This window comes from Bordetella bronchiseptica (genome assembly GCF_900636925.1).
Lineage (GTDB): Bacteria > Pseudomonadota > Gammaproteobacteria > Burkholderiales > Burkholderiaceae_B > Bordetella > Bordetella pertussis.
The window spans coordinates 1,670,936-1,693,137 of the sequence record NZ_LR134326.1 but is presented as its reverse complement, the minus strand read 5'-3'; the positions used below and the strand labels follow the sequence as shown (position 1 = coordinate 1,693,137).

Here is a 22,202-nt window from a genome sequence, read left to right as displayed (position 1 = left end):
CGATGACCCCGCTGATAGGCAAACCCGCCCCGCTGTTCACAGCGGAAAGCACCATCGGCCCCGTGAGCCTGGACCAGTGCCAGGGCCGCGCGGTCGTGCTGTATTTCTATCCCAAGGACAACACGCCCGGCTGCACCACCGAAAGCCAGGACTTTCGCGACCTGTACGAGGACTTCCTGGCCGCCAGCACCATCGTGCTGGGGGTATCGCGCGACTCGCTCAAATCGCACGAGAATTTCAAGACCAAGTACGAGCTGCCCTTCCCGCTGATCTCCGACGCCGACGAAACCGTGTGCAATCTGTACGGCGTCATCAAGCAGAAGAACATGTACGGAAAACAGGTGCGCGGCATCGAACGCAGCACCTTTCTGATCGACGCCTATGGCGTGCTGGTGCAGGAGTGGCGCGGGGTGAAAGTACCCGGCCACGCCAAGGAAGTCCTGCAAGCCGCCAAGAGCATCGGCTAAGCCTATATTGCCCATTGTCAGGCGCCCCAAGCCGGCTCACACAGGAGAGTGACACCTATGCCGCTTCCGAAGTTGCCCAATCGTCCCGCAGCCATCCTGACCTTCCCTTCGGGCGATACCGCCCGCGCCAAGGCAGCACGTACCAACAGCAAACCCGCGGTCGCCGGCAACACTGACGAGCCATTGTTGCAGCCCGAACTCGCCGGCCTGGCGCCGGCGCGCAAGGCGCAGCAGAAGGCGCCGGCGCGCCCGGTGGCAGCGCCGGCGCCCGCGCCCGCCCCGGCCCCCGCGCCGGCGGCCAATCGCCCCGCCGCCAGGCCGGCGCCCGCGCGCAAGCCCCGTGCACGGACCGACAGCGCGGCGCGCAAGCTGTTCGTGCTGGACACCAATGTGTTGCTGCACGACCCCTCGTCGCTGTTCCGCTTCGAGGAACACGACATCTTCCTGCCCATGATGACGCTGGAAGAACTGGACCACCAGAAGAAGGGCATGTCGGAAGTGGCGCGCAACGCGCGCCAGGTCAGCCGCTCGCTCGATTCGCTGGTGCAGGATGCCGACAACCTGGATGACGGCCTGGCGCTCAATGCCCTGGGCAACAAGGACGCCACGGGGCGCCTGATGTTCCAGACCACCGCCATCCACAGCACGCTGCCGTCCGACCTGCCCATGGGCAAGGCCGACAACCAGATCCTGGGCGTGGTGCGCGCGCTGCAGGAACGCCACCCGCAGCGCGAGGTCGTGCTGGTGTCCAAGGACATCAACATGCGCCTGAAGGCCCGCGCGCTGGGCATGGCCGCCGAGGACTACTACAACGACCACGTCCTGGAAGACACCGACCTGATGTATTCCGGCGTGACGCAGCTGCCGGAAGACTTCTGGAACAAGCACGGCAAGGACGTGGAATCCTGGCAACAGGGCGGCACGACCTTCTACCGCATCCGCGGGCCGCTGTGCGCGCAGTTCCTGGTCAACCAGTTCGTGTATTTCGAAGGCCAGATGCCCCTGTACGCACAGGTGCGCGAAGTCAGCGGCAAGACGGCGGTGCTGGCCACGCTGCGCGACTACACCCACGGCAAGAACAACGTCTGGGGCATCACGGCGCGCAACCGCGAGCAGAACTTCGCCCTGAACCTGCTCATGAACCCGGAATGCGATTTCGTGTCGCTGCTGGGCCAGGCAGGCACCGGCAAGACGCTGCTGGCGCTGGCCGCCGGCATCACGCAGGTACTGGAGACCAAGCGCTACACCGAGATCATCATGACGCGCGTCACGGTGCCGGTGGGCGAAGACATCGGCTTCCTGCCGGGCACCGAGGAAGAGAAGATGCTGCCCTGGATGGGCGCGCTGGAAGACAACCTGGACGTGCTGAACATGGGCGAAGGCGAAGGCGGCGATTGGGGCCGCGCGGCCACCATGGACCTGATCCGCTCGCGCATCAAGGTCAAGTCGCTGAACTTCATGCGCGGCCGCACCTTCCTGAATAAGTACCTCATCATCGACGAGGCGCAGAACCTCACGCCCAAGCAGATGAAGACGCTCATCACCCGTGCCGGCCCCGGCACCAAGGTAGTCTGCCTGGGCAACGTGGCGCAGATCGACACGCCCTACCTGACCGAAGGCAGTTCCGGCCTGACCTTCGTGGTGGACCGCTTCAAGGGTTGGCCGCATTCCGGCCACGTCACCTTGCAGCGCGGCGAACGCTCCCGCCTGGCCGACTACGCCGGCGACGTGCTCTAGCATCCACCCATGCCGGAAGAAGGCCCTGCGGGGCCTTCTTTTTTTGCCCGGCGTGCCCGGCGGTGTAGCATGGTCGCATTCCCGACTTCCGCACCACTGCAACCATGACCGCCCCCCTTCCCGTCGGCATCACCATGGGCGACGCCGCCGGCATCGGCCCGGAAATCATCGCCAAGGCCTGCGCCCAGGGCCTGGGCGCGCCCGCCGTCGTCTACGGCGACCCGGCCATCATGCGGCGCGCCACCGAACTGCTGGGCGCACGGCTGCGCGTGCTCGAACTGGCCGCCATCGACCAGGCCAGCGGCCAACCCGGCTGTATCGAAGTCATCGCCCGCGGCACGCCGCTGCCGCCCGACCTGCCCGCCGGACGCGTCAGCGCGGCGGCCGGCCAGGGCGCCTACGACTACCTGTGCGCCGCGATCGACGATGCGCGAGCGGGACGCATACGCGCCATCGTCACCGCGCCGCTGAACAAGAAATCCATGCAACTGGCCGGCATCGACCAGCCGGGCCACACCGAGATCCTGGCCGAACGCACCGGCACCCGCGACTTCGCCATGATGCTGGCCAACGACGAATTGCGCGTGCTGCTGGTCACCATACACATTCCGCTGGCGGCGGTGGTGGCGCAGATCACGCCACAGGCCGAGCTGCGCGCGATCCGGCTGGCCGACCGCGCCTGCCGCCAGATGGGCGTGACGCGGCCACGCGTGGCGGTGGCGGGCCTGAACCCGCACGCCGGCGAAGACGGCAAATTCGGCCGCGAGGACATCGACATCATCGCCCCCGCGGTGGCCCAGGCGCGCGCCGAAGGCATCGATGCCTCGGGCCCGTGGCCGGGCGACACCGTCTTCATGCGAGCCCGCCGCGGCGAGTTCGACATCGTCGTGGCGCAATACCACGACCAGGGCCTGATACCCGTGAAGTACCTGGGGCTGGACCAGGGCGTCAATGTCACCGTCGGCCTGCCGTTCGTGCGCACCAGCGTCGATCATGGCACCGCGTTCGACATCGCCTGGCAGGGCATCGCCGACCACGCGTCGCTGGTCGCGGCCTTCGACCTCGCGCTGGCGATGACCTGACCGCCAGCTGACGATGGCCTGATCCCGCGCACCCTACAATAGCGGCGACCCAAACACTCTCAGCGCCTCCTCCAATCCGATGCAACGCATTGCCCGCTTTCTGCCCGATCGTTTCACGCTCCTGCTCGTCGCCACCGTCATCATCGCCAGCCTGGCGCCCGCCTACGGGCAAGGCATCGTCGCGTTCGGCTGGATCACCAACCTGGCCGTGGCGCTGCTGTTCTTCCTGCACGGCGCGCGCCTGTCGCGCGACGCCATCGTGGCGGGAGTCACGCACTGGCGCCTGCACCTGACGATCTTCTCGGCCACGTTCCTGATGTTTCCGCTGCTGGGGGTCGCCCTCAAGCCGGTGCTCGAGCCGCTGGTCACGCCCGAACTGTACCTGGGCGTGCTGTTCCTGTGCTGCCTGCCGGCCACGGTACAGTCGGCCATCGCCTTCACGTCGATCGCGCGCGGCAACGTGCCGGCCGCCGTCTGCAGCGCATCGGCCTCCAGCCTGCTGGGCATCTTCATCACTCCCCTGCTGGTGGGCACCGTCGTGGCCAGCGCCGCGGCCGCGCCGATTTCGTTCGACGCGGTCGGCAAGATCATGCTGCAACTGCTGCTGCCCTTCGTGCTGGGGCAATTGCTGCGGCCCTGGATCGGCGCCTGGGTGCATCGCCGCAAGGCGCTGCTCAAGTGGGTCGACCAGGGATCCATCCTGCTGGTGGTCTACACCGCCTTCTCGGAAGCGGTCAACGAAGGCCTGTGGAGCAATACGCCGATCCCGGCGCTGCTGGGGTTGCTGGCCGTGTGCTGCATCATCCTGGTCCTGGCGATGGCGGGCTCGCTGCTGCTGGGGCGGCTGTTCAAATTCGATGTGGCCGACCGCATCACGCTGCTGTTCTGCGGCTCGAAAAAGAGCCTGGCCAGCGGTATCCCGATGGCCCAGGTGATCTTTGCCGGACAGGCCGTGGGCGCCATCGTGCTGCCGCTAATGCTGTTTCACCAGATCCAGCTGATGGTGTGCGCCGTGCTGGCCACGCGCTACGGCAAGCGCCCGGACTGATCCGGGCGCGGCGGCCGGGCTCAGTACTGGGTGCCGGGCGCGAAATTGAGAAAGCGCGTGCTCGACCCCTGGAAGGTCAGGCGCACGGTGCCGATCGGACCGTTACGCTGCTTGCCGATGATGATCTCGGCCGAGCCCTTGTCGGGCGAGTCCGGGTTGTAGACCTCGTCGCGATAGATGAACAGGATCACGTCGGCGTCCTGCTCGATGGCGCCGGATTCGCGCAGGTCGCTCATTACCGGCCGCTTGTTGGGGCGCTGCTCCAGGCTGCGGTTGAGCTGCGACAGCGCGATCAGCGGACAGTTGAGCTCCTTGGCCAGGCCCTTGAGCGAGCGGCTGATTTCCGAGATTTCGGTCGCGCGGTTTTCGCCCGCGCTGTTGGCCGACATCAGCTGCAGGTAGTCGATGATGATCAGGCCCAGCTGCCCGCACTGGCGCGCCAGGCGCCGCGCGCGGGCGCGCACTTCCATCGAGCTGAGCGCGGGCGTTTCGTCGATGTAGACCTGCGCGTCCTGCATCAGTTGCACCGCGTGGGTGACGCGCGGCCAATCGTCGGCGACCAGCTTGCCGGTACGCATGCGATGCTGGTCGAGCATGCCCACCGAGCCCAGCATACGCATGGCCAGCTGCACCGCGCCCATTTCCATCGAGAAGACCGCCACCGGCAGCCCCTGCTCGATGGCGACGTGCTCGCCGATGTTCATCGAGAACGAGGTCTTGCCCATGGACGGACGGCCGGCCACGATGACCAGGTCGCCGGCCTGCAGCCCGGAAGTCATCTTGTCCAGATCAGCGAAGCCGGTCGGCACGCCGGTGACATCGGACTCGCTTTCGCGGTGATACAGCTCGTCGATCCGTTCTACCACCTGGGTCAGCAGCGGCTGGATTTCCTGGAAACCCGCCGAGCCGCGTTCGCCTTCCTGGGCGATCTTGAACACCTTGGATTCGGCCTCGTCCAGCAACTGGCGGGCCTCCTTGCCTTGCGGATTGAGCGCGGCCGCCGAGATCTCGTCGGCGATCGACACCAGCTTGCGCAGCATGGCGCGCTCGCGCACGATCTCGGCATAGCGGCGGATGTTGGCCGCCGACGGGGTGTTGTGCGCCAGCGCGTTGAGATAGGCCAGCCCGCCCACCTCCTCGGACTTGCCGGCGCTGGCCAGCGATTCATTGACGGTGATGACGTCGGCCGGGCGGGCCAGGCCGATCAGCCGGGCGATATGGTGCCAGATGAGGCGGTGGTCGTGGCGATAGAAGTCTTCCTCGACCAGGACGTCGGCGATGCGGTCCCAGGCGGCGTTGTCCAGCAACAGGCCGCCCAGCACCGACTGCTCGGCCTCGATCGAGTGCGGCGGCACGCGCAGGTATTCGAGCTGGGGATCGGCAGGGGTATTCATGGATGCAATAGTAACCTCAGGGTTTCGGCCACCCGGAAAAACGCCCGTACGTCGCGCCATGGCAGGCGGCCGCCCAGCGGCCGCAGCAAGCGGGCGGCGCCGCAGATCAGGCGCGCGATGCGCCGCATGCGCGCGCGCACTTCGGAATCGGGATGGGCCGCGAAATAGGTGTCCAGGACGAGTTTACCCAGATGGGACGCCTGCTCGGGCGGCAATTTGCGCAGGCTCACCAGCGACGCCAGCGTCTGGTAGAGATCATAGGCCTGCGCCAGGGGCAGCGACAGCGCGCCGCCGATGTTTTCCTCGAAATCGATGCGCCACAGCCTGCCATCGCGCAGCGTGACGTTGCGCACCTGGGCGCCCCCGTGCCACATGCCGCGGCCGTGGAATTCCGCCAGGTCGCGCGCCAGGGCCTGGGCCAGCGCAATCCGCCCCGCCTCGTCGGCCTGGCGCAGACGAAACGGCAGATCGTCGCCCACGTGCTCGAGCACCAGCAGGCCGGGCTCCTGCCACCAGACCTCGGGCACCCGGCAGCCGGCCTGCAGCAGGCGGCGCAGGCGTTCGGCCTCGTAGTCCAGGCCGTTGCGCAGCAGCACCGAGGGACGCGGGAATTCGCCCAGCAGGATGCGGCACAGCAAGGCCAGGAAAAAGGCGCGCAGGTAGCGCAGCACATAGCTGATGCCGCGGCGCACGCCCGGGCGCCGGCGCTTCACCACGCACGGCACGCCATCGACCGTCACCTCCTTGACCGAACGGATGGCCGCGGCCTGTTTGCCATCGAGCCATGCCCGCAGGTCGGGCGGCGCGTTGTGGTGTAGTGGCGGCTCGTTCAAACCGGCATCCCCTGAGCAGAAACAATGGCGCTGATGGTAGCGCGCCTCCCGCGGCCCGCGCCGCCCTCGAAAAAAAAGCCGGCACCAGGCCGGCTTTTTTCAGGCATGCCGGACAATCAGGCCATTTCGCCTTCGACCAGCACCACCACGTCGGCAACGACGTCGGCGTGCAGCACCGCTTGCACAGGGTACTCGCCCACGGCCTTGATCTGGCCATTGGGCATGCGCACCTGCGACTTCTCGACGGCTTCGAAGCCGGCCTTGCGCAGGCCTTCGGCGACGTCGGCGTTGGTGACCGAGCCGAACAGACGGCCGTCCACGCCAGCCTTCTGCGAGATCTTCAGCTGGAAGCCGTTCAGACGCTCGGCCAGGGCCTGGGCGGCGGCCAGCTTCTCGGCCTGGACCTTTTCGAGCTCGGCGCGGCGGGCTTCGAATTCCTTCAGGGCGGCGTCGGTCGCGCGACGGGCCTTCTTCTGGGGAATCAGGAAGTTGCGGGCATAGCCGTCGCGCACGCGCACGACTTCGCCCAGATTGCCCAGGTTGGCGACTTTTTCGAGCAGGATGATTTGCATGTCAGTGCCCCTGGATTATTTGTGGTTATCGGTGTACGGCAGCAGGGCCAGGAAGCGCGCGCGCTTGATGGCGGTGTCCAGCTGGCGTTGATAGATCGCACGGGTGCCGGTCAGGCGGGCCGGGATGATCTTGCCGTTTTCTTGCACGAAGTCACGCAGCGTGTCGAGATCCTTGTAGTCGATCTCTTCAACGCCGGCAGCGGTGAAGCGGCAGAACTTGCGGCGCTTGAACAGCGGGTTCTGCTGCGTGAATTTGCGTTTTTCCTTGCGTTTTCCGAAGAAAGCCATGATATGTGCCTCTTTGTTTGGTTTGGGCCGGCCCGGCGCCTTGCGCCTGTTGCCGGTTCGCCCGTTATCTGTCCGTCAAAGCCTGACTGGCATCAACCCACCAGCGGATCGCGTCCCATGCTGCCGGCGATTCTGCGTGCCTGCTGCAAATGCAGCTTGACCTTTACCGAGTCCTTGCGGGCAGGTGCCAGAAAACCTTGCACCTGCATCTCGGTCCCCAACGGGGTATCGGCCAACAGCAACGCCAGATCGCCCAGGGCCACGGCGGAGATCGTGAGTTCGACGCGGCGCGGATGCCCCGCTTCGACGACCTCGGACTCGTGGACCAACAGCAATTCCAACGCAGGCAATCCGGCGGGAGTGTGGCGCATGGCACCGCATTCGAGAACGCGGGCGCTGAGCTCCAGAGTGTTCATCCTGCCGTCGCCGCTGGGTCTGCCAACCAGGCTCTGTCTGAGCCCTGTTACTCGGCCGCGGTCGCGGTCGCGGCGGCTTCAGCCGACGCCTTGCGGGCTTCTTCGCGCTCGACCGACTTCATCATGATCGAAGGAGCGGCGGGCGCCTTCTTGGTCTTGATGACGAGGTGGCGCAGCACCGCATCGTTGTAGCGGAACGAATGCTCGAGCTCATCCAGCGTGGCCTGGCCGCACTCGATGTTCATGCAGACATAGTGGGCCTTGACCAGCTTCTGGATGGGATAGGCCAGTTGACGGCGACCCCAGTCTTCCAGGCGATGCACCGTGCCGCTCTGGCCGGTGACAAGCGCTTGATAGCGCTCGACCATGGCGGGCACCTGCTCGCTTTGGTCGGGGTGAACGATGAACACTACTTCGTAGTGACGCATGTATGGACTCCTTGAGGATGTCTCGCCGGCAAGCCATGCAATGCTGGCCCCGGCAAGGGATAGCCCGCCGCCCAAAACCAGGCAGTCGAGCAAGAAAGCTCTCGATTATCGCCGATTGCGCTTCCCGATGCAAGATCGAGCGGAATCGGGCATTTGAGGGACGCATTGCCCCTCCAGGCCCCGGGCCACGGCCGCCGCGGGCGGCCGGACCGGCAGGCGCCACTCAGCCTTCCACGACGGCGTAGGCGGAGTGGTTGTGGATGGATTCGAAGTTCTCGGCCTCGACGCGGAAGCGGCCGATGCCCGGGTGCGCCTTCAGGCGGGCGGCGACGTCGCGCACCAGGTCCTCGACGAACTTGGGGTTGTCATAGGCGCGCTCGGTGACGTACTTCTCGTCAGGCCGCTTGAGCAGGCCCCACAGCTCACACGACGCCTCGTCCTCGACCAGGCGGATCAGCTCGTCCATGCGGAAGTCGCCGTCCACGATCGCCGACACCGTCACGTGCGAACGCTGGTTGTGCGCCCCGTATTCGGAGATGGCCTTCGAACACGGGCACAGGCTGGTGACCGGCACCTGCGCCACCAGCTCGAACTCGACCTGCTCGCCCACCGCGCGCGCGATCCACTGCATTTCGTAGTCGAGCAGGCTCTGCACGCCGGAGACCGGGGCCGACTTGTTGATGAAGTACGGGAACGAGGCCGTGATGTCGCCGCGCTCGGCATGCAGCAGCGGCAGCATCTCGCGCGCCATGGCGGCAAACAGCGCCGGCGTCATGGGGGTGGCGCGGTACTTTTCCAGCAGCGCCACGAAGCGGGACATGTGCGTGCCCTTCTCTTCCGCCGGCAGCGCTACCGTCAGCGTCCAATTGGCCACCGTCGGCTGGGCCGCGCCATCGCCGGCCAGCACCAGCATGGGGTGGCGCACGCCACGGATGCCGACCCGCTGGATCGGGATGTGCCGCGTATCCGTCGAGCTTTGCACATCGGGCATCACGATCGCGGGATCAATAGGAGAATTCATTTCGCCTTACCTGTCACGGGCCCGCCTGTCGCGCGTAACCCAGAAATTTTGAAGCGGAGGGCGCCCATTATCGCGCAAAGTCACCGAGCACGCAGGGAAAACCCTTCCATCTGTAGGATGCCGGGATGGAACAGTCCGTTCCCGCCGCGCCCGCCTCAAGCCAGCAATGCGCCGAAACGCGCCCGGATCGCGCGCTCGATGCCCGCGGCGTCCAGCCCCAGGCCGGCCAGCAACGCGGCCTGGTCGCCATGATCGATGAACGCGTCGGGAAGCCCCAACTGCAGCACCGGCAGGGTCACGCCGGCCTCGGCCAGCGTCTCCAGCACGGCGCTGCCCGCCCCGCCCATGATTGCCGCCTCTTCGACGGTGACCAGCGCGTCGTGGCGCGCGGCCAGCTCCAGCACGAGTTCGCGGTCCAGCGGCTTGACAAAGCGCATGTCGGCCACCGTGGCGTCGATCTGGCCGGCCGCGCCCAGCGCCGCCTGCACCAGGGTACCAAAACCCAGGATGGCGATCCGGCGGCCTTCGCGGCGGACCAGCCCCTTGCCCAGCGGCACCGTGGCGAGGCCTTCGCCGACCGCGGCGCCGCATCCCGCGCCGCGCGGGTAGCGCACCGAAGCGGGCCCCGGATGCTCGTAGCACGTCGACAGCAGCAGGCGCGCCTCGCTCTCGTCCGACGGCGCGGCCACCACCATGTTGGGCACGCAGCGCAGGAAGGCGATGTCGTAGTTGCCGGCATGGGTCGCGCCGTCGGCGCCCACCAGGCCGGCGCGGTCCAGCGCGAAGGTGACATCCAGGTTCTGCAGCGCCACGTCGTGCACCAGCTGATCGTAGCCGCGCTGCAGGAAGGTGGAATAGATGGCCACCACGGGCTTTTGCCCCTCACAGGCCAGCCCGGCGGCGAACGTCACGGCGTGCTGCTCGGCGATGCCCACGTCGAAATAGCGTTGCGGGAAGCGCTGCTCGAACTCGACCAGCCCGCTGCCCTCGCGCATGGCCGGCGTGATGCCCACCAGCCGCTCGTCGCGCTCGGCCATGTCGCACAGCCACTGGCCGAACACTTGCGTGAAGGTCTTGCGGGCAGGCGCCTTGGCCTGCTGGATACCGACGGCGGGGTCGAACTTGCCCGGGCCGTGGTAGAGCACGGGATCGGCCTCGGCCAGCTTGTAGCCCTGGCCTTTGCGGGTGACCACGTGCAGGAATTGCAAGCCCGGCAGCGCCCGCAGGTTCTGCAGGGTGGGCACCAGGGCGTCGAGGTCGTGGCCGTCGATCGGGCCGACGTAGTTGAATCCGAACTCCTCGAACAGCGTCGCCGGCGTCACCATGCCCTTGGCGTGCTCTTCGAGCCGGCGCGCCAGCTCCAGCACCGGCGGCACATGCTGCAGCACCGCCCGCCCGACATTCTTGGCCGCGGCGTAGAACTGCCCGGACATCAACCGCGCCAGATAGCGATTGAGCGCGCCCACCGGCGGCGAAATCGACATGTCGTTGTCGTTCAGCACGACCAGCAGGTTGATGTTGGGCGTGACCCCCGCGTTGTTCATGGCCTCGAAGGCCATGCCCGCGGACATGGCGCCGTCGCCGATGACGGCGATGTGCTGGCGCTGCACGCCGGCGTTGCGCGAGGCCACGGCCATGCCCAGCGCCGCGGAAATCGAGGTGGACGAATGCGCGGTGCCGAAGGCGTCGTACTCGGACTCGCTGCGCTTGGGAAAGCCCGAGATGCCGCCCTGCTGGCGCAGGTGCGCCATGCCTTCGCGGCGGCCGGTCAGGATCTTGTGCGGATACGACTGATGGCCCACGTCCCAGACGATGCGGTCATGCGGCGTGTCGAAGACATAATGCAGCGCCAGCGACAGCTCGACCGTGCCCAGGTTCGACGACAGGTGGCCGCCCGTGCGCGACACCGACTCGAGCACGAAGCCGCGCAACTCGTCGGCCAGCCGCTTGAGTTCGCGGCGGTCCAGTTGCCGGAGGTCGGCCGGGGATAGGATACGGTCCAGTAGTTCTGTCGTCATGCTCGGTAGATGGTCTTGGTGTCCGGCGCGCGGCGCCGGCCGCCCGGGTTCAGCGGTCTCTGAGTACGATGAAATCTGCCAGTTGGCCCAGCCGCGCGCCGGACTCGCCCAGCGGCGCCAGGGCCTGGTGGGCCGCCTGGCGCAACTCCTGCGCCAGCGCGCGGGCCTGGTCCAGGCCCAGCAAGGATACATAGGTCGGCTTGTTGTCGGCCGCATCCTTGCCGGCCGTCTTGCCCAGGCTGGCGGTGTCGGCCGTCACATCGAGGATATCGTCGACGACCTGGAACGCCAGGCCAATCGCCTGCGCGTAGCTGTCGAGCGCCTGGCGCGCGGTCGAGCTGGCGCCGGCCACGATGCCCCCCAGCGTCACGCTGCACGCCAGCATGGCGCCGGTCTTCATGCTGTGCATGGTCTGCAGTTCGTCGCGCGTGAGCATGCGGCCCACGCTGTGCAGGTCGATGGCCTGCCCGCCGGCCATGCCCTGGCTGCCGGCGGCGCGCGCCAGGACCTGGGCGGCCTGCACCACCAGCGCGGGCGCGATCGGCATGCCGGCCAGCAGTTCGAAGGCCAGCGGCTGCAGGGCATCGCCGGCCAGCATGGCCGTGGCCTCGTCGAATTGCACATGCACCGTGGGCCGGCCGCGGCGCAGCGTGTCGTCGTCCATGCACGGCAGGTCGTCGTGCACCAGCGAATAGGCGTGGATCAGTTCGACGGCCGCGGCGGCGCGGTCCATCGACGCCCCGACGGCCAGCGTGCTGCCGTTGACGGGGCAGGCCTGCCCGGCCGCGTAGACCAGGGCCGCGCGCACCCGCTTGCCGCCGCCCAGCACCGCATAGCGCATGGCTTCGTGCAGCCGCGTGGGAGCGATATCGGCGCCAGGCAGCAATTCGTCGAGCACGTGCTCGACATGCTGCGCGCGTTCCCGCAGCCAGTCGGCGCAGGCGAGATGACTTTGCTTCATGCGTTTATTCGTCGTCCAGCGCCGCGGGATCGAGCGGGCGCAGCAAATCGCCCTCCAGGACTTTCACCTGCTGCTCGGCCTGCGCAAGGCGGTCCTGGCAGACGCGCGCGAGCTCGACGCCGCGCCGGTAGGCGGACAGCGACTGCTCCAGCGGCAGCGTCCCGTTCTCCATGGCGGACACCAGCGACTCGAGTTCGGCGAGCGCGGTTTCGAAATCCTGCGGCAGGGGACGGGCGTCGGTCTGTGGATCGGCTTGCTTGGATGAGGCCACGCGGGTCTCCGGTAAGGCGCGAAGTGGGGTTGATCGGAATCAATAACCGAATTGTACGAGATAGCCCCGTTCGCGCGCCGCGCCGCTCAACCGGCCCCGCCCGCAAGGCGCGCCGCCGCCTGGCGCAGCGCCGGCGCCACCTGCTCGCGCAAGGTGCGCTCGGGCAGCAGCCCGAGCGGCCCGCCGCAGCTCATGACGAACACGCCCTCTCCGGTGACCGAGGCGAACGGCACCGCCACGGCGTTGATGCCCGACTGCCACTCGCCCAGGGCATAGCAGCACCCTTCGGCGCTCAGCTCCTCGACCGCCCGCGCCACCATGGCGGGCGGCGGCGCGGCCTGGCCCAGGCGCCCAAGCAGGGCCTGGCGCGCGGCCTCGGGCAACGCGGCCAGGTAGGCCCGGCCCATGGCCGTGTCCAGGCTGGCCCGGTAACCGACCGGCAGGCGCAGGTACAGCGCCGGCGAGCCATGCATGGCCTCGACGTACACCATTGCATCGTTGTCGAAGGCGCCCAGCGCCACCGCGCCGCCCGTCTGCACGGCCAGCTCGGACATGCCGGCCTTGGCCAATTCGCGCACCTCCAGGCTGGCGAGCACGCCGAACCCCAGCGCCAGCACCGCGTAGCCGGGCGAATACTTGCCCGTGTCGGCGTGGTAGCGCAGATAGCCCAGCTCGGTCAGCGTGTAAGTAATGCGGCTGATGGTGGGCTTGGGCAGACCGGTCAGGCGCGCCAGGTCCAGATTGCCCAGGGCGCGCACGCCGGGCCGGAAACAGCGCAACACGTCCAGCCCGCGCGCCAGCGCGGTAATGAAATCGGGCGAGGCCGCGCCGGCGGCGCTGGCGGCGCGCTTGCGCCGCGCCGGCTGGCTGGCCGGCAGGCCGTCCGGATCGGGGGGCCGCGTCGAAAAAGGTTGCATTGGGATGGCGTCGTTTTTATAGTTGATTTCGGATAGCAAAATAAAATTCCGATACACGGAATTTAAGCACGCATCCTGCGGCTTGGAAAGCGAATTTGCGGGCCATCGCGGCCCGCCTGCCTCCCCGCTTCGACTCACACCTGCATCCCAACCCATACGCACAAGGGGAAGTTCATGCTACGCAAAGGTTTGCAACTGCTCGCCGCCCTGAGCCTGTCGCTGGCCGCAGCCAGTGTCTCGGCCCAGTCCTTTCCGGCCCGGCCGATCAAGGTCGTCTCGCCCTTCCCGGCCGGCGGCGCCACCGATGTCCTGACCCGCCTGCTGACCGAACGCATGGCCAAGGACCTGGGCCAACCCATGATCGTCGAGAACAAGGCCGGCGCCGGCACCTCGATCGGCGCGGCGTACGTGGCGCGCGAGAATCCCGACGGCTACACCCTGCTCATGGCGACCAACTCCACGCTGGTGACCAACCGCTACCTCTACAAGGAGCTGCCCTATGACCCGGACAGCTTCGTGCCCATCGGCATGGTCGGCATCGGCCCGCTGGTGCTGCTGGCCAGCCCAAAGCACGGCTTCAAGAGCACCCAGGACATCGTGGCCTACGCCAAGCAGCATCCGGGCAAGCTGACCTTCGCCACCTTCGGCGCCGGCACGTCCTCGCACCTGGCCGCCGAGCTGTTCAAGAAGCAGGCCGGCATCGACATCCTGCACGTGCCGTTCAAGGGCGCCACGCAGGCGCTGCCGGCGCTGATCAGCGGCGACGTGGACCTGTTCTTCGACATGGTCGCCACCGGCATGCCGCAGGCCGAGGCCGGCAAGATCGACGTGTTCGCCATCACCAGCCCCACCCGCCTGGCCACGCTGCCCAAACTGGCTACCCTGACCGAACAGGGCTATCCCAACGAGATGACGGCCTGGTTCACGTTCGTCGCGCCCCACGGCACGCCGGAAGCGGTGCGGGCGCGACTGGAGCAGGCGCTGCAGGCCACGCTGAAGGACGAGACCGTGCGCGCCAAGATGCTGGCCATGGGCATCGACCCGCGCTCCGGCACCGCGCAGGAACTCACCACGCAGATGAAAAACGAGCAGCCCGTGGTGAGCCAGCTCATCAAGCAGGCCAACATCGTTCTGCAATAAGCCGCGCGGCGGCGCCGCCCGGCACGACACTCGCTCGAGATGTTGCCGGGCGGCCGCCCTTGCCCGGGCCCGGCGCTGCCATCGGCCACGCTTGCTAACGCCTCGATACAGCCCTGCCGCCGCCGGCGCTGCTACGGTATAGGCTAGTAATCCGACCGCGCAGGAGCGCCATGCCGACGATCGAAGATCGATACGCCCGGCTGGACGCGGCCCGCTGGCTGGCCGCGCTTGCCGTGGTATTGCTGCACAGCGCCGCCCAGACCGTATCCGACCCCGCCGCCTACGGCAGCCACGCCTGGCTGGCGGCCAACCTCTACGACTCCGCGGCGCGCTGGTGCGTGCCCGTGTTCGTGATGGTCAGCGGCGCGCTGCTGCTGGACCCGGACCAGCCGCACGACGCGCGGCGCTTCTACAGCCGCCGCATGGCCCGCGTGTGCGCGCCGCTGCTGTTCTGGACCCTCTTCTACCTGGCCTGGCGCACCGCGCTGGACTGGTGGGACGACGGCCGCCTGGACTTCTCGTTCTGGCCCCGCAAGGTGGCCGAAGGCGCGCCCTACTACCACCTGTGGTACCTGTACATGATCGTGGGCCTGTACCTGTTCGCGCCGCTGGTGCGGCTGCTGTACGCCCGCAGCCAGCCGCGCGCCCGCGCGCTGTGGGTGGTGGGAATACTGGGCGTGGCGGTGCTCGATGCGCTGTACCGGCGCGCGCTGGGCGGCGGCAATGGGCTGTTCCTGACCTGGTTCCTGCCCTACCTGGGTTATTTCGTGGCCGGCCGGCTGATCTTCGATGGCGAGTTGCGCATGCCACGCCCCGGCCTGGTGCTGGCCGCCAGCGTGGCCGCCACGGCCTGGGGAGTCAGCGCCCTGTCCGATTCGCGCGCGCTGGATCTGTACTTCTATGATTACTTCAGCGTCACCGTGCCCTTGATGTCGCTGGCGGCGTTCCAGCTGATCGTCGGCTCGCCCAGGCTGCCCGCCCTGCCCGCCCTGGCGCCGCTCACGTTCGGCATCTACCTGATCCATCCGCTGTTCCTGGACCTGGCCCACCGCATCGGCGCGGCGCGCGCCTGGCGGCCGGACGCCTGGGGCGTGCCGGCAATCACGGCCGCCGTGTTCGCGCTGTCGGCGCTCGCCAGCTGGATGTTGCGCCGGCATCGGCTGACCCGCCGGCTGGTCTAAAGCGTATTGAGAATTACCACCCCGGTTAACCCGGATGGGGTACAATTCCCGGTTTGGGATCGGCCAGACCGATTTTTCTTCGCGCCAGAACGGCATGAGCGACACGACCTCAGCCGTCCTGGCTTTTTCATCCGTGCGGAGGGAATCATGACCGACATTGGTCGGATGGCACACGTGGTGCCAGCTCGCACCCAGCTTCCCGTCAGCGCCTATTTTGACGAAGCCCGCTTTGCGCGCGAGCAAGAACTCATTTTCAAGCAATCCTCGCTTTACGTCGGCCACCAGAAACTGGTGCCCGAGCTGGGGGATTGGCGTACCCTGGTCCAGGAGGACGGCGGCCGCGCGCTGGTGCGCAACCAGCAGGGCGTGGAGCTGGTCTCCAATGTGTGCCGCCACCGCCAGGCCCTGATGCTGGGAGGCGAGGCCGGCAACGTCAGCGGCAACGCCAATACGCGCGGCAGCCTGAAGGACACCGGCGGCAATATCGTTTGCCCGTTGCATCGCTGGACGTACAACGACCGCGGCGAACTGCTGGGCGCGCCCCAGTTCGACGCCACGCCCTGCATGAACCTGCAGCGCTTCCGGCTGCGCGACTGTCACGGCCTGCTGTTCGAAGGCCCGCGCGACCCGGCCGCCGACATGGCGCCGCTGTTCGCGCGTCCGGAGTTCGATTTCGGCGACTATGTGCTCGACCACGTCGAGGTCCACCAGTGCAACTACAACTGGAAGACCTTCATCGAGGTCTATCTCGAGGACTACCACGTCGGCCCCTTCCACCCGGGGCTGGGGCGCTTCGTCACCTGCGACGACCTGGCCTGGGAATTCAACGACTGGTACAGCCTGCAGCGCGTGGGCGTGCACCAGGCGCTGGCCCAGCCCGGATCGGCCGTGTACAAGCAGTGGCACGACCGCCTGCTGGACTTCCGCGCCGGCCAGGCGCCCGATTTCGGCGCGATGTGGGTGACCTACTTCCCCACCCACATGATCGAGCTCTATCCGCACGTGCTGGTGCTTTCCACGCTCTACCCCAAGAGCCCGCAGGAAACGCTCAACGTGGTGGAGTTCTACTACCCCGAGGAAATCGTCGCCTTCGAGCGCGAGTTCGTCGAGGCGCAGCGGGCCGCCTACATGGAAACGGCCATCGAGGACGACGAGATCGCCGAGCGCATGGATGCCGGCCGCAAGGCCTTGATGCTGCGCGGCGCCAACGAGACCGGTCCGTACCAGTCGCCCATGGAAGACGGCATGCAGCACTTCCACGAGTGGTATCGCCGCGTGATGGGCGAGACCGAGGACTAGCCCTCGCCTCGCCGCGTCCGGCCGGGCTGCCGGGGCCGCTGCCGTGCGGCCCCGCCTGGCCGGATCAGAACCACGCCTGCAGCCCCACGCGCAGCGTACGCCCCGGCGCGGGCATGTAGCTCTGTGCCAGCGGGTCCAGATAATAGCGATCGGTCAGGTTCTGGAGCGAAATGTTCAGCGCCGCGCGCTTGTGCACGCGATACGCGAGGAACAGGTCGTAGACCGTGACCGGATGGTAGAGCAATTGCGCCGTCGTCGCGCCCTGCTGCCACGGACGATCGGCCCTCGCGGTGGGCCCCGAGGTGTGCGTCATGCGCGCGCCCAGCGTCAGGGCCTGGCTGAGCAATCGCAGCCCGGCCGTCACGTTGACGGCCAGCCTGGGGGGGTTCTGCGTATTGGCATATGACCCCATGAAACTGCCTGGCGTGCAGTCCGGCGTGTCCTGCGTGGAACGGCCCCTGCCGGCGCTCGCGCGCAACTGCGCGGCGAAGGCGGGGTCGCAGGTTTCGGTTTTCAGGTAGTACGTCGCGGACAGGTCGGCGAAGTAGCGGCCGACATCGTAGCGGGTCTGCAATTCGAGGCCATGGACGCGATAGCGCTCGGCATTGCTGAACGTCATGAGGCCATTGGCGCCGGGGCGGTAATAGCGGGTGATGTAGTTGCGGATGTCGTTGCGGAAGTACGCCAGCTTGTAGGCGGCCGAATCTCCGGCCTGCAGCAGATCGTCCCGCATCGCTCCGATGCCCGCCTCCCAACTGTGCGCGCGCTCAGGCCTCAGGCCGGCGCCAGGCGTGGTCTGCAATACGCCCAGGCTGGTCTCGAACAGCGACGGCATGCGCAGCCCCTGGGTATACGAAGCATAGACGTGCATGTCAGGCGCGATTTCGTAATCGACGCCAAGCGCGGGCGCCAGGCCCTGGTCGCGGTTGATCCGTGGCGGGGAAAAATCGTAGCCGATCACCGTGTCCCGGACCGAGGCATCGGTCACGCGGACGTTGGTCCGGGCATTGACGAGAAAGTCGTCGAAGGCAATTCCTTCGGACGGCAGCTCCGCGTCCCTGTATACGATGCCGTTGTGCAGGCGGGGATCCGTGGCGTCCGTGAACTGCCCGTTTGCGTCGGGAAACCAGTCCATGTAGCCATAGGACATGATGCCATCGTCATCGGGATTGGTGATGACGATGCGGCGCATCAAGCGTTGCGCCTGGCGCGGCGTGGCATGGGAATTGTGGTCGCGGTGACGCATCCGCGCGTAGCGGACGCCCGCCCATGCAGTGAACCGCTCGGTCGGCTGGTAGGTCAGCTTTGCGTTGAGACCGAGCTCGCGGCGCGCGGCATCGCGCAGGTAGCGATTGCCGTTGCGGTCATGCTGCGTGATCCGCACGCCGCGTTGAGGCCCGATGTCCTCGTACTGGAATGCGCCGCCCAGCTCCAACCGGAATTCGCCATACGCGCTCGACAGGCGAGCCGTATTGCCGAAATCGCCGCCGATGCGCCGGTTGGCGACCCTGACCCAATTCCGGTCATCGCGATAGAACTCCGAGGCCGGCGCGATCACGGTATTGAGCTGGCGGGTCTTCGCATGGGTCGTCCACAGATTCACGGTAGCGTCGACCAGGTCCGTGCCGGACGGGGTATAGCGATAGCGCGCCGTCGTGGTGTCGACCAGGACCGTGCCCAGCGGATATTGCCAGATGCCGGCGGTCCCGTAGCGGAATATGTCGGAGGGCATGATTTCACCGTATCTGCCGTCCAGGCGGCGATAGCCCAACTCGACGGCGTGGCCGTCGGCCGGGCGCAAGGCGCCCTTGAGCAGCACGCTTTCGGTCCGCGCGGAAGCATTCAGCACTTCCTCGCCCGGCCGGTATACGGTGGCGACGCTGGCGCGTTCGGCATTGCCCTCGAAGACACGATAGCGATCATGCCCGTGCCGTCCGGTGAAATAGTTGCCCTGGGAGCGGCGCGCATAGGCGGCGACGACATCGAACGTCGCATCGCTGTAGGCGAACGCGACGCTGCCGGCCTGGGCGTCGGAGCCGAACAGATTGCCGCGCTGGGTGCGCGGCGGCGCCGCGAGCTCGGCGTCCTCGGGCGGGTGGCGCGGGTGAGGATCGCGGCTTGCGGGCGATACGCCGTTGTTCCACAGGCTGCCCGTCACGCGCAGACCCACGCTCTGGCCATCGCGCAGGATGTCCTGCACGCCAATGGTCCGCATCCGTACCGTGCCGCCAATCGCGCCCGCCGCGGCGGGCGCGAGGCTCGGCCCCTTGTCGATCACGATATCGCTGACAAGATCCGGATCGATGTAGCTGCGCTGCTGGGTGCCGGCATAGCCGCGATAGACGTCCAGCGCCTGCTCCGCCCCATCGACCTTGACCGCGACCCGGCTTTGCCCTTGTATGCCGCGGATGTTGACGTCCAGGCCGCCGCCATTGCGGCTATCGCCCGTTTGCACGCCCGGAAGGCCCTTGAGCAGATCGGCCGGCGACACCACGCCGAAGCGAGCGATGTCGACCGCCGACACATAGACGGACGAGCGCGGCGCCAGGTAGACATCTCGGACAGGGTCCGATAGGACACGAACCGGCGATAACTCGAACGTGGGCAATGTCGGATCGCGGCGCAGGACAAGGCTGCCATCATCGTGGACCACTGCCTGAAGGTGACTGCTGGCCAGTAAACGCCGCAAGCCGGTGCGTGCCGTATGGCGGCCGCGCAGCGCGGGCGCGCTCAAGCCGCGGGTGAGCGTGGCGTCGATCGCCAGGCGCAAGCCGGACTGGCTGGCGAAGGCCGCAAGCGCCTGATCCAACGGCCCGGCGGCGATGTCGAAATCGTGCACGCTGTCTGCGCCGGCGGTTCGAGCGCGGCTTGCGGCGAGCGCGACATCCGCGCGGCTCGTGGCGGCTTGCGCGCCGACGGCCACGCCTGCGAGCAGGCACAGCGCGGCGAGCGTCGTCCGGCTGGACGGAACGACAAGGGATGCGAGGCGGAAATGGTTGGGGGCCATGACTGATGCTCCTGATTGCGTTGCGATGAGGCATGGGCCGCTTGCGGACCTGTCTCGGACTTTCTGTCGCACGAGATCGCAAAAGGGATATGGCGCCCTGTGCGCCGCGATTGCGGGCCGGGATGAATTAATAAATAATGCGTCGCATTTTCATTTATATGAGCCGGCAAGGAGCGGTGACGCGCCTGCCGTGCCTGTCCCCTCCCCCATGAAGGCTTGCTCTCCGTCGTCCGGCATGTGCGGGCGCGACAAGGTCGCGGCGCTGTACCAGGAACATCACGCCTGGTTGCGTAGCTGGCTCGGGTATCGCCTGCATTCCTGGGGACGCTGCGTGGCGGAGGATCTGGCGCACGACATATTCGTGCGCATGCTGGCGGCGCACCGCCTGGACCAGATGATCGAGCGGCCGCGCGCCTATCTGGCCGTGGCGGCCAAGGGCGTGCTGGTCAGTTGGCTGCGGCGGCAATCGCTGGAACGCGCCTGGCTGGAAACCTTGCAAGCCTTGCCGCCGGCCATGCATCCCTCGCCCGAGCGCCAGGCGCTCGCGCTCGAAACCCTGCACGGGATCGATGCCGCGCTCGATACGCTGCGGCCGTGCATCAAGCGGGTTTTCCTGATGGCGGTACTGGGCGGGATGAAGCAGCGCGACATCGCCCACGCCATGGACATCGCCATTCCCACGGTCAAGCGTTACATGCGGCAGGCCTATGTGGCGTGCCTGCACCTGATGCCCGATGACTGACGGCGCCATCGATCCATCCATTCTGCGCGAAGCGGCCGCCTGGCTCGCGCGGGCGCAGGACGGCCCGCTCGACAGCAGGCAGCAGGCCGCATTCGAGGCCTGGCGCGCGCGCAGCGCCATGCATCAACGCGCCTGGCGACGCGCCGAACGCCTGGCCGGCCAGTTGGAATCGCTACGCCCCGGCCCTGGAGCGACGGACGCCCGGGGCCGATAGGCGGTTCAGCCCAGGCGGGCCTGCACCGTGTTCTCGCCCACCGCCAGGCCCACGGTCATGCCCACGCCCGAGTGCATCACGGCCACCGTGGTCTGGTCGTCGACCGGCAGCACCGAGAACGGCGCCGGGCCATGGGCCCCGTACACGCCCTGCCAGCGCTCGATCACGCGCAGGCGGCAACCCAGGGCCTGCTGCGCCAGGTCCAGCATGGCGCAGTCGACCTGCTCGTCGTTGAACGGCAGGGCATCGACCCCATAGCGGTGCGAATCGCCGATGATCAGCTCGCCATGGGGGGTGGGGCTGACCAGCAGGTGAATGCCGTTGTCCAGCAGGTCAGGCTCGTGCCGCTGCAGGCTCTCGCACAGCGTCCGGGCCGTCGGCAGGTCGGAGAAGGCGCCGTAGTGCACGCAGGACAGCCCCGTGAGCAACGGCCGGTCCAGCGCGAACGGGCGCGTCTCGAAAGCGACCCGCAGCATCTGCAGGCAGCTGACTTGCAGGCCGAGCGGCGCGAACAGTTCCGGCGCCAGCGTCAGGTAATCGTGCCCCGGACAAACGAATGCGTGGCGGCCGCGCAGCGCGCCGGCCGAGGTCTGGACCACGCCCTCGCGCACCGCGCTTGCCAGGGTCGCGGTCAGGAATTCGACCCCGAACCGGTCCGCCAGGTAGGCCGTGATGGCGGGCAAGGCCTCGCGCGAGTAGATCTGCAGGTCGTCATGGCCGCGCAATGCCGCGCAATGATGGCCCAGGCGGCCATCGAACAGCCGCGCCAGCTCGCGGCCCGACAACAGTTCGGCGCGGTACCCTTCGGCCTGCAGGCGCGCGGCGGCGAACTCCTCCAGCACGTCCTGTTCCAGGGCGCTGCGCGCCAGCACCAGGCTGCCGTTGGCGCGCACATGGAACCCGGCGCCGGCCGCCAGCTCCAGCCACAGCTCGCGGGACTGGCGGGCGTGGCGGGCCATCACGCCCGGGGCCTGGCCGGTGACCAGCACCTGGCCGAAATTGCGGATGGTGGCGCCGTGCGCGCGCTGGCTGCGCTCGACCACCGCCACCGACAGGCCGCGCCGGGCGGCCGCCCAGGCGTGGGCGATGCCCAGCATGCCGGCGCCCACGACGACCACGTCATACGTCTTCATGATTTTGCTGCTTCCGGGAAAATGGACGGGCCG

The 22,202-nt window shown here is 67.7% G+C and carries 22 protein-coding genes; 9 read left to right on the top strand and 13 right to left on the bottom strand.

Features of this window, described 5'->3' with window-relative positions; all coding sequences use genetic code 11:
* The first annotated feature begins 2 nt into the window (after positions 1-2).
* The 4 genes from EL288_RS07905 (at position 3) to EL288_RS07890 (ending at position 4,334) form a co-directional block, all read left to right on the top strand.
* Positions 3-467, top strand: coding sequence for a peroxiredoxin (locus EL288_RS07905; protein WP_003813079.1), 465 nt, complete (start codon positions 3-5; stop codon positions 465-467).
* A 57-nt stretch (positions 468-524) separates the two neighbouring features.
* Entirely contained in the window at positions 525-2,204 is a 1,680-nt protein-coding gene (locus EL288_RS07900; RefSeq protein ID WP_003813082.1) for a PhoH family protein, read from the top strand.
* Positions 2,205-2,308: 104 nt separating this feature from the next.
* Entirely contained in the window at positions 2,309-3,286 is a 978-nt protein-coding gene (gene pdxA, locus EL288_RS07895) for a 4-hydroxythreonine-4-phosphate dehydrogenase PdxA (protein WP_003813085.1), read from the top strand.
* Positions 3,287-3,365: 79 nt separating this feature from the next.
* Positions 3,366-4,334 carry a bile acid:sodium symporter family protein gene (locus EL288_RS07890; protein WP_003813087.1) on the top strand — a complete coding sequence of 323 codons (969 nt, stop codon included), beginning with the start codon at positions 3,366-3,368 and terminating at the stop codon, positions 4,332-4,334.
* A gap of 20 nt (positions 4,335-4,354) precedes the next feature.
* Here the strand turns inward: EL288_RS07890 and EL288_RS07885 are convergent, their stop codons facing one another.
* From EL288_RS07885 to EL288_RS07835, 11 genes are all read right to left on the bottom strand, one after another.
* The gene (locus EL288_RS07885) at positions 4,355-5,728 is read right to left on the bottom strand and encodes a replicative DNA helicase (protein WP_003813089.1); all 1,374 of its coding nucleotides are present in this window, start codon (positions 5,726-5,728) and stop codon (positions 4,355-4,357) included.
* Positions 5,725-6,561, bottom strand: coding sequence for a BUD32 family EKC/KEOPS complex subunit (locus EL288_RS07880; protein ID WP_033459569.1), 837 nt, complete (start codon positions 6,559-6,561; stop codon positions 5,725-5,727). Before EL288_RS07880 ends, EL288_RS07885 begins: the two co-directional genes overlap by 4 nt.
* A gap of 116 nt (positions 6,562-6,677) precedes the next feature.
* Positions 6,678-7,133, bottom strand: a complete 456-nt coding sequence (gene rplI / locus EL288_RS07875; RefSeq protein ID WP_003813092.1) for a 50S ribosomal protein L9 — start codon at positions 7,131-7,133, stop codon at positions 6,678-6,680.
* Between the two features lie 15 nt (positions 7,134-7,148).
* Entirely contained in the window at positions 7,149-7,421 is a 273-nt protein-coding gene (gene rpsR / locus EL288_RS07870) for a 30S ribosomal protein S18 (protein ID WP_003813094.1), read from the bottom strand.
* Between the two features lie 92 nt (positions 7,422-7,513).
* Complete coding sequence (priB, locus tag EL288_RS07865) at positions 7,514-7,837, bottom strand: primosomal replication protein N (RefSeq protein WP_003813095.1); 324 nt, start codon at positions 7,835-7,837, stop codon at positions 7,514-7,516.
* A 47-nt stretch (positions 7,838-7,884) separates the two neighbouring features.
* The gene (gene rpsF, locus EL288_RS07860) at positions 7,885-8,265 is read right to left on the bottom strand and encodes a 30S ribosomal protein S6 (protein WP_010926331.1); all 381 of its coding nucleotides are present in this window, start codon (positions 8,263-8,265) and stop codon (positions 7,885-7,887) included.
* 223 nt (positions 8,266-8,488) lie between these two features.
* Positions 8,489-9,286, bottom strand: coding sequence for a GTP cyclohydrolase FolE2 (gene folE2 / locus EL288_RS07855; RefSeq protein ID WP_003813103.1), 798 nt, complete (start codon positions 9,284-9,286; stop codon positions 8,489-8,491).
* A 155-nt stretch (positions 9,287-9,441) separates the two neighbouring features.
* Positions 9,442-11,304, bottom strand: a complete 1,863-nt coding sequence (gene dxs / locus EL288_RS07850) for a 1-deoxy-D-xylulose-5-phosphate synthase (protein ID WP_003813105.1) — start codon at positions 11,302-11,304, stop codon at positions 9,442-9,444.
* A 49-nt stretch (positions 11,305-11,353) separates the two neighbouring features.
* Positions 11,354-12,265, bottom strand: coding sequence for a polyprenyl synthetase family protein (locus tag EL288_RS07845; RefSeq protein ID WP_003813107.1), 912 nt, complete (start codon positions 12,263-12,265; stop codon positions 11,354-11,356).
* A gap of 4 nt (positions 12,266-12,269) precedes the next feature.
* Positions 12,270-12,536: an exodeoxyribonuclease VII small subunit gene (locus EL288_RS07840; RefSeq protein WP_003813109.1), complete on the bottom strand. Its 267-nt coding sequence runs from the start codon at positions 12,534-12,536 to the stop codon at positions 12,270-12,272.
* A gap of 86 nt (positions 12,537-12,622) precedes the next feature.
* A complete protein-coding gene (locus EL288_RS07835) occupies positions 12,623-13,453 on the bottom strand; it encodes an IclR family transcriptional regulator (protein WP_033446458.1) in 831 nt (276 codons plus the stop codon).
* 174 nt (positions 13,454-13,627) lie between these two features.
* Here EL288_RS07835 and EL288_RS07830 point away from each other — a divergent pair, with 174 nt between their 5' ends.
* The 3 genes from EL288_RS07830 (at position 13,628) to EL288_RS07820 (ending at position 17,073) form a co-directional block, all read left to right on the top strand.
* A complete protein-coding gene (locus EL288_RS07830; protein ID WP_003813113.1) occupies positions 13,628-14,593 on the top strand; it encodes a Bug family tripartite tricarboxylate transporter substrate binding protein in 966 nt (321 codons plus the stop codon).
* Between the two features lie 170 nt (positions 14,594-14,763).
* The gene (locus EL288_RS07825) at positions 14,764-15,774 is read left to right on the top strand and encodes an acyltransferase (RefSeq protein ID WP_003813114.1); all 1,011 of its coding nucleotides are present in this window, start codon (positions 14,764-14,766) and stop codon (positions 15,772-15,774) included.
* A 147-nt stretch (positions 15,775-15,921) separates the two neighbouring features.
* A complete protein-coding gene (locus EL288_RS07820; protein WP_033449886.1) occupies positions 15,922-17,073 on the top strand; it encodes an aromatic ring-hydroxylating oxygenase subunit alpha in 1,152 nt (383 codons plus the stop codon).
* Between the two features lie 64 nt (positions 17,074-17,137).
* Here EL288_RS07820 and EL288_RS07815 read toward each other — a convergent pair whose 3' ends face one another.
* Entirely contained in the window at positions 17,138-20,080 is a 2,943-nt protein-coding gene (locus EL288_RS07815) for a TonB-dependent receptor (protein ID WP_033459571.1), read from the bottom strand.
* 190 nt (positions 20,081-20,270) lie between these two features.
* On the opposite strand from EL288_RS07815, the gene EL288_RS07810 reads away from it, so the two are divergent.
* On the top strand, positions 20,271-20,822 hold the full coding sequence (locus EL288_RS07810) for a sigma-70 family RNA polymerase sigma factor (protein WP_370448372.1): 552 nt from the start codon (positions 20,271-20,273) through the stop codon (positions 20,820-20,822).
* Positions 20,815-21,036 carry a FecR/PupR family sigma factor regulator gene (locus EL288_RS07805; RefSeq protein WP_033446442.1) on the top strand — a complete coding sequence of 74 codons (222 nt, stop codon included), beginning with the start codon at positions 20,815-20,817 and terminating at the stop codon, positions 21,034-21,036. The genes EL288_RS07810 and EL288_RS07805 overlap by 8 nt, the downstream gene beginning before the upstream one ends.
* Before the next feature lie 5 nt (positions 21,037-21,041).
* Here EL288_RS07805 and EL288_RS07800 read toward each other — a convergent pair whose 3' ends face one another.
* Positions 21,042-22,169, bottom strand: a complete 1,128-nt coding sequence (locus EL288_RS07800; protein WP_033459573.1) for a TIGR03364 family FAD-dependent oxidoreductase — start codon at positions 22,167-22,169, stop codon at positions 21,042-21,044.
* Positions 22,170-22,202 lie beyond the last annotated feature (33 nt).

What these genes read in the sequence shown, in the direction of transcription:
- EL288_RS07905 (WP_003813079.1), top strand. Translation starts at nt 3, where the DNA reads ATGACCCCGCTGATAGGCAAACCCGCCCCGCTGTTCACAGCGGAAAGC.
- EL288_RS07900 (WP_003813082.1), top strand. Translation starts at nt 525, where the DNA reads ATGCCGCTTCCGAAGTTGCCCAATCGTCCCGCAGCCATCCTGACCTTC.
- pdxA (WP_003813085.1), top strand. Translation starts at nt 2,309, where the DNA reads ATGACCGCCCCCCTTCCCGTCGGCATCACCATGGGCGACGCCGCCGGC.
- EL288_RS07890 (WP_003813087.1), top strand. Translation starts at nt 3,366, where the DNA reads ATGCAACGCATTGCCCGCTTTCTGCCCGATCGTTTCACGCTCCTGCTC.
- EL288_RS07885 (WP_003813089.1), bottom strand. Translation starts at nt 5,728, where the DNA reads ATGAATACCCCTGCCGATCCCCAGCTCGAATACCTGCGCGTGCCGCCG.
- rplI (WP_003813092.1), bottom strand. Translation starts at nt 7,133, where the DNA reads ATGCAAATCATCCTGCTCGAAAAAGTCGCCAACCTGGGCAATCTGGGC.
- rpsR (WP_003813094.1), bottom strand. Translation starts at nt 7,421, where the DNA reads ATGGCTTTCTTCGGAAAACGCAAGGAAAAACGCAAATTCACGCAGCAG.
- priB (WP_003813095.1), bottom strand. Translation starts at nt 7,837, where the DNA reads ATGAACACTCTGGAGCTCAGCGCCCGCGTTCTCGAATGCGGTGCCATG.
- rpsF (WP_010926331.1), bottom strand. Translation starts at nt 8,265, where the DNA reads ATGCGTCACTACGAAGTAGTGTTCATCGTTCACCCCGACCAAAGCGAG.
- folE2 (WP_003813103.1), bottom strand. Translation starts at nt 9,286, where the DNA reads ATGAATTCTCCTATTGATCCCGCGATCGTGATGCCCGATGTGCAAAGC.
- dxs (WP_003813105.1), bottom strand. Translation starts at nt 11,304, where the DNA reads ATGACGACAGAACTACTGGACCGTATCCTATCCCCGGCCGACCTCCGG.
- EL288_RS07845 (WP_003813107.1), bottom strand. Translation starts at nt 12,265, where the DNA reads ATGAAGCAAAGTCATCTCGCCTGCGCCGACTGGCTGCGGGAACGCGCG.
- EL288_RS07835 (WP_033446458.1), bottom strand. Translation starts at nt 13,453, where the DNA reads ATGCAACCTTTTTCGACGCGGCCCCCCGATCCGGACGGCCTGCCGGCC.
- EL288_RS07830 (WP_003813113.1), top strand. Translation starts at nt 13,628, where the DNA reads ATGCTACGCAAAGGTTTGCAACTGCTCGCCGCCCTGAGCCTGTCGCTG.
- EL288_RS07825 (WP_003813114.1), top strand. Translation starts at nt 14,764, where the DNA reads ATGCCGACGATCGAAGATCGATACGCCCGGCTGGACGCGGCCCGCTGG.
- EL288_RS07820 (WP_033449886.1), top strand. Translation starts at nt 15,922, where the DNA reads ATGACCGACATTGGTCGGATGGCACACGTGGTGCCAGCTCGCACCCAG.
- EL288_RS07815 (WP_033459571.1), bottom strand. Translation starts at nt 20,080, where the DNA reads ATGGCCCCCAACCATTTCCGCCTCGCATCCCTTGTCGTTCCGTCCAGC.
- EL288_RS07805 (WP_033446442.1), top strand. Translation starts at nt 20,815, where the DNA reads ATGACTGACGGCGCCATCGATCCATCCATTCTGCGCGAAGCGGCCGCC.
- EL288_RS07800 (WP_033459573.1), bottom strand. Translation starts at nt 22,169, where the DNA reads ATGAAGACGTATGACGTGGTCGTCGTGGGCGCCGGCATGCTGGGCATC.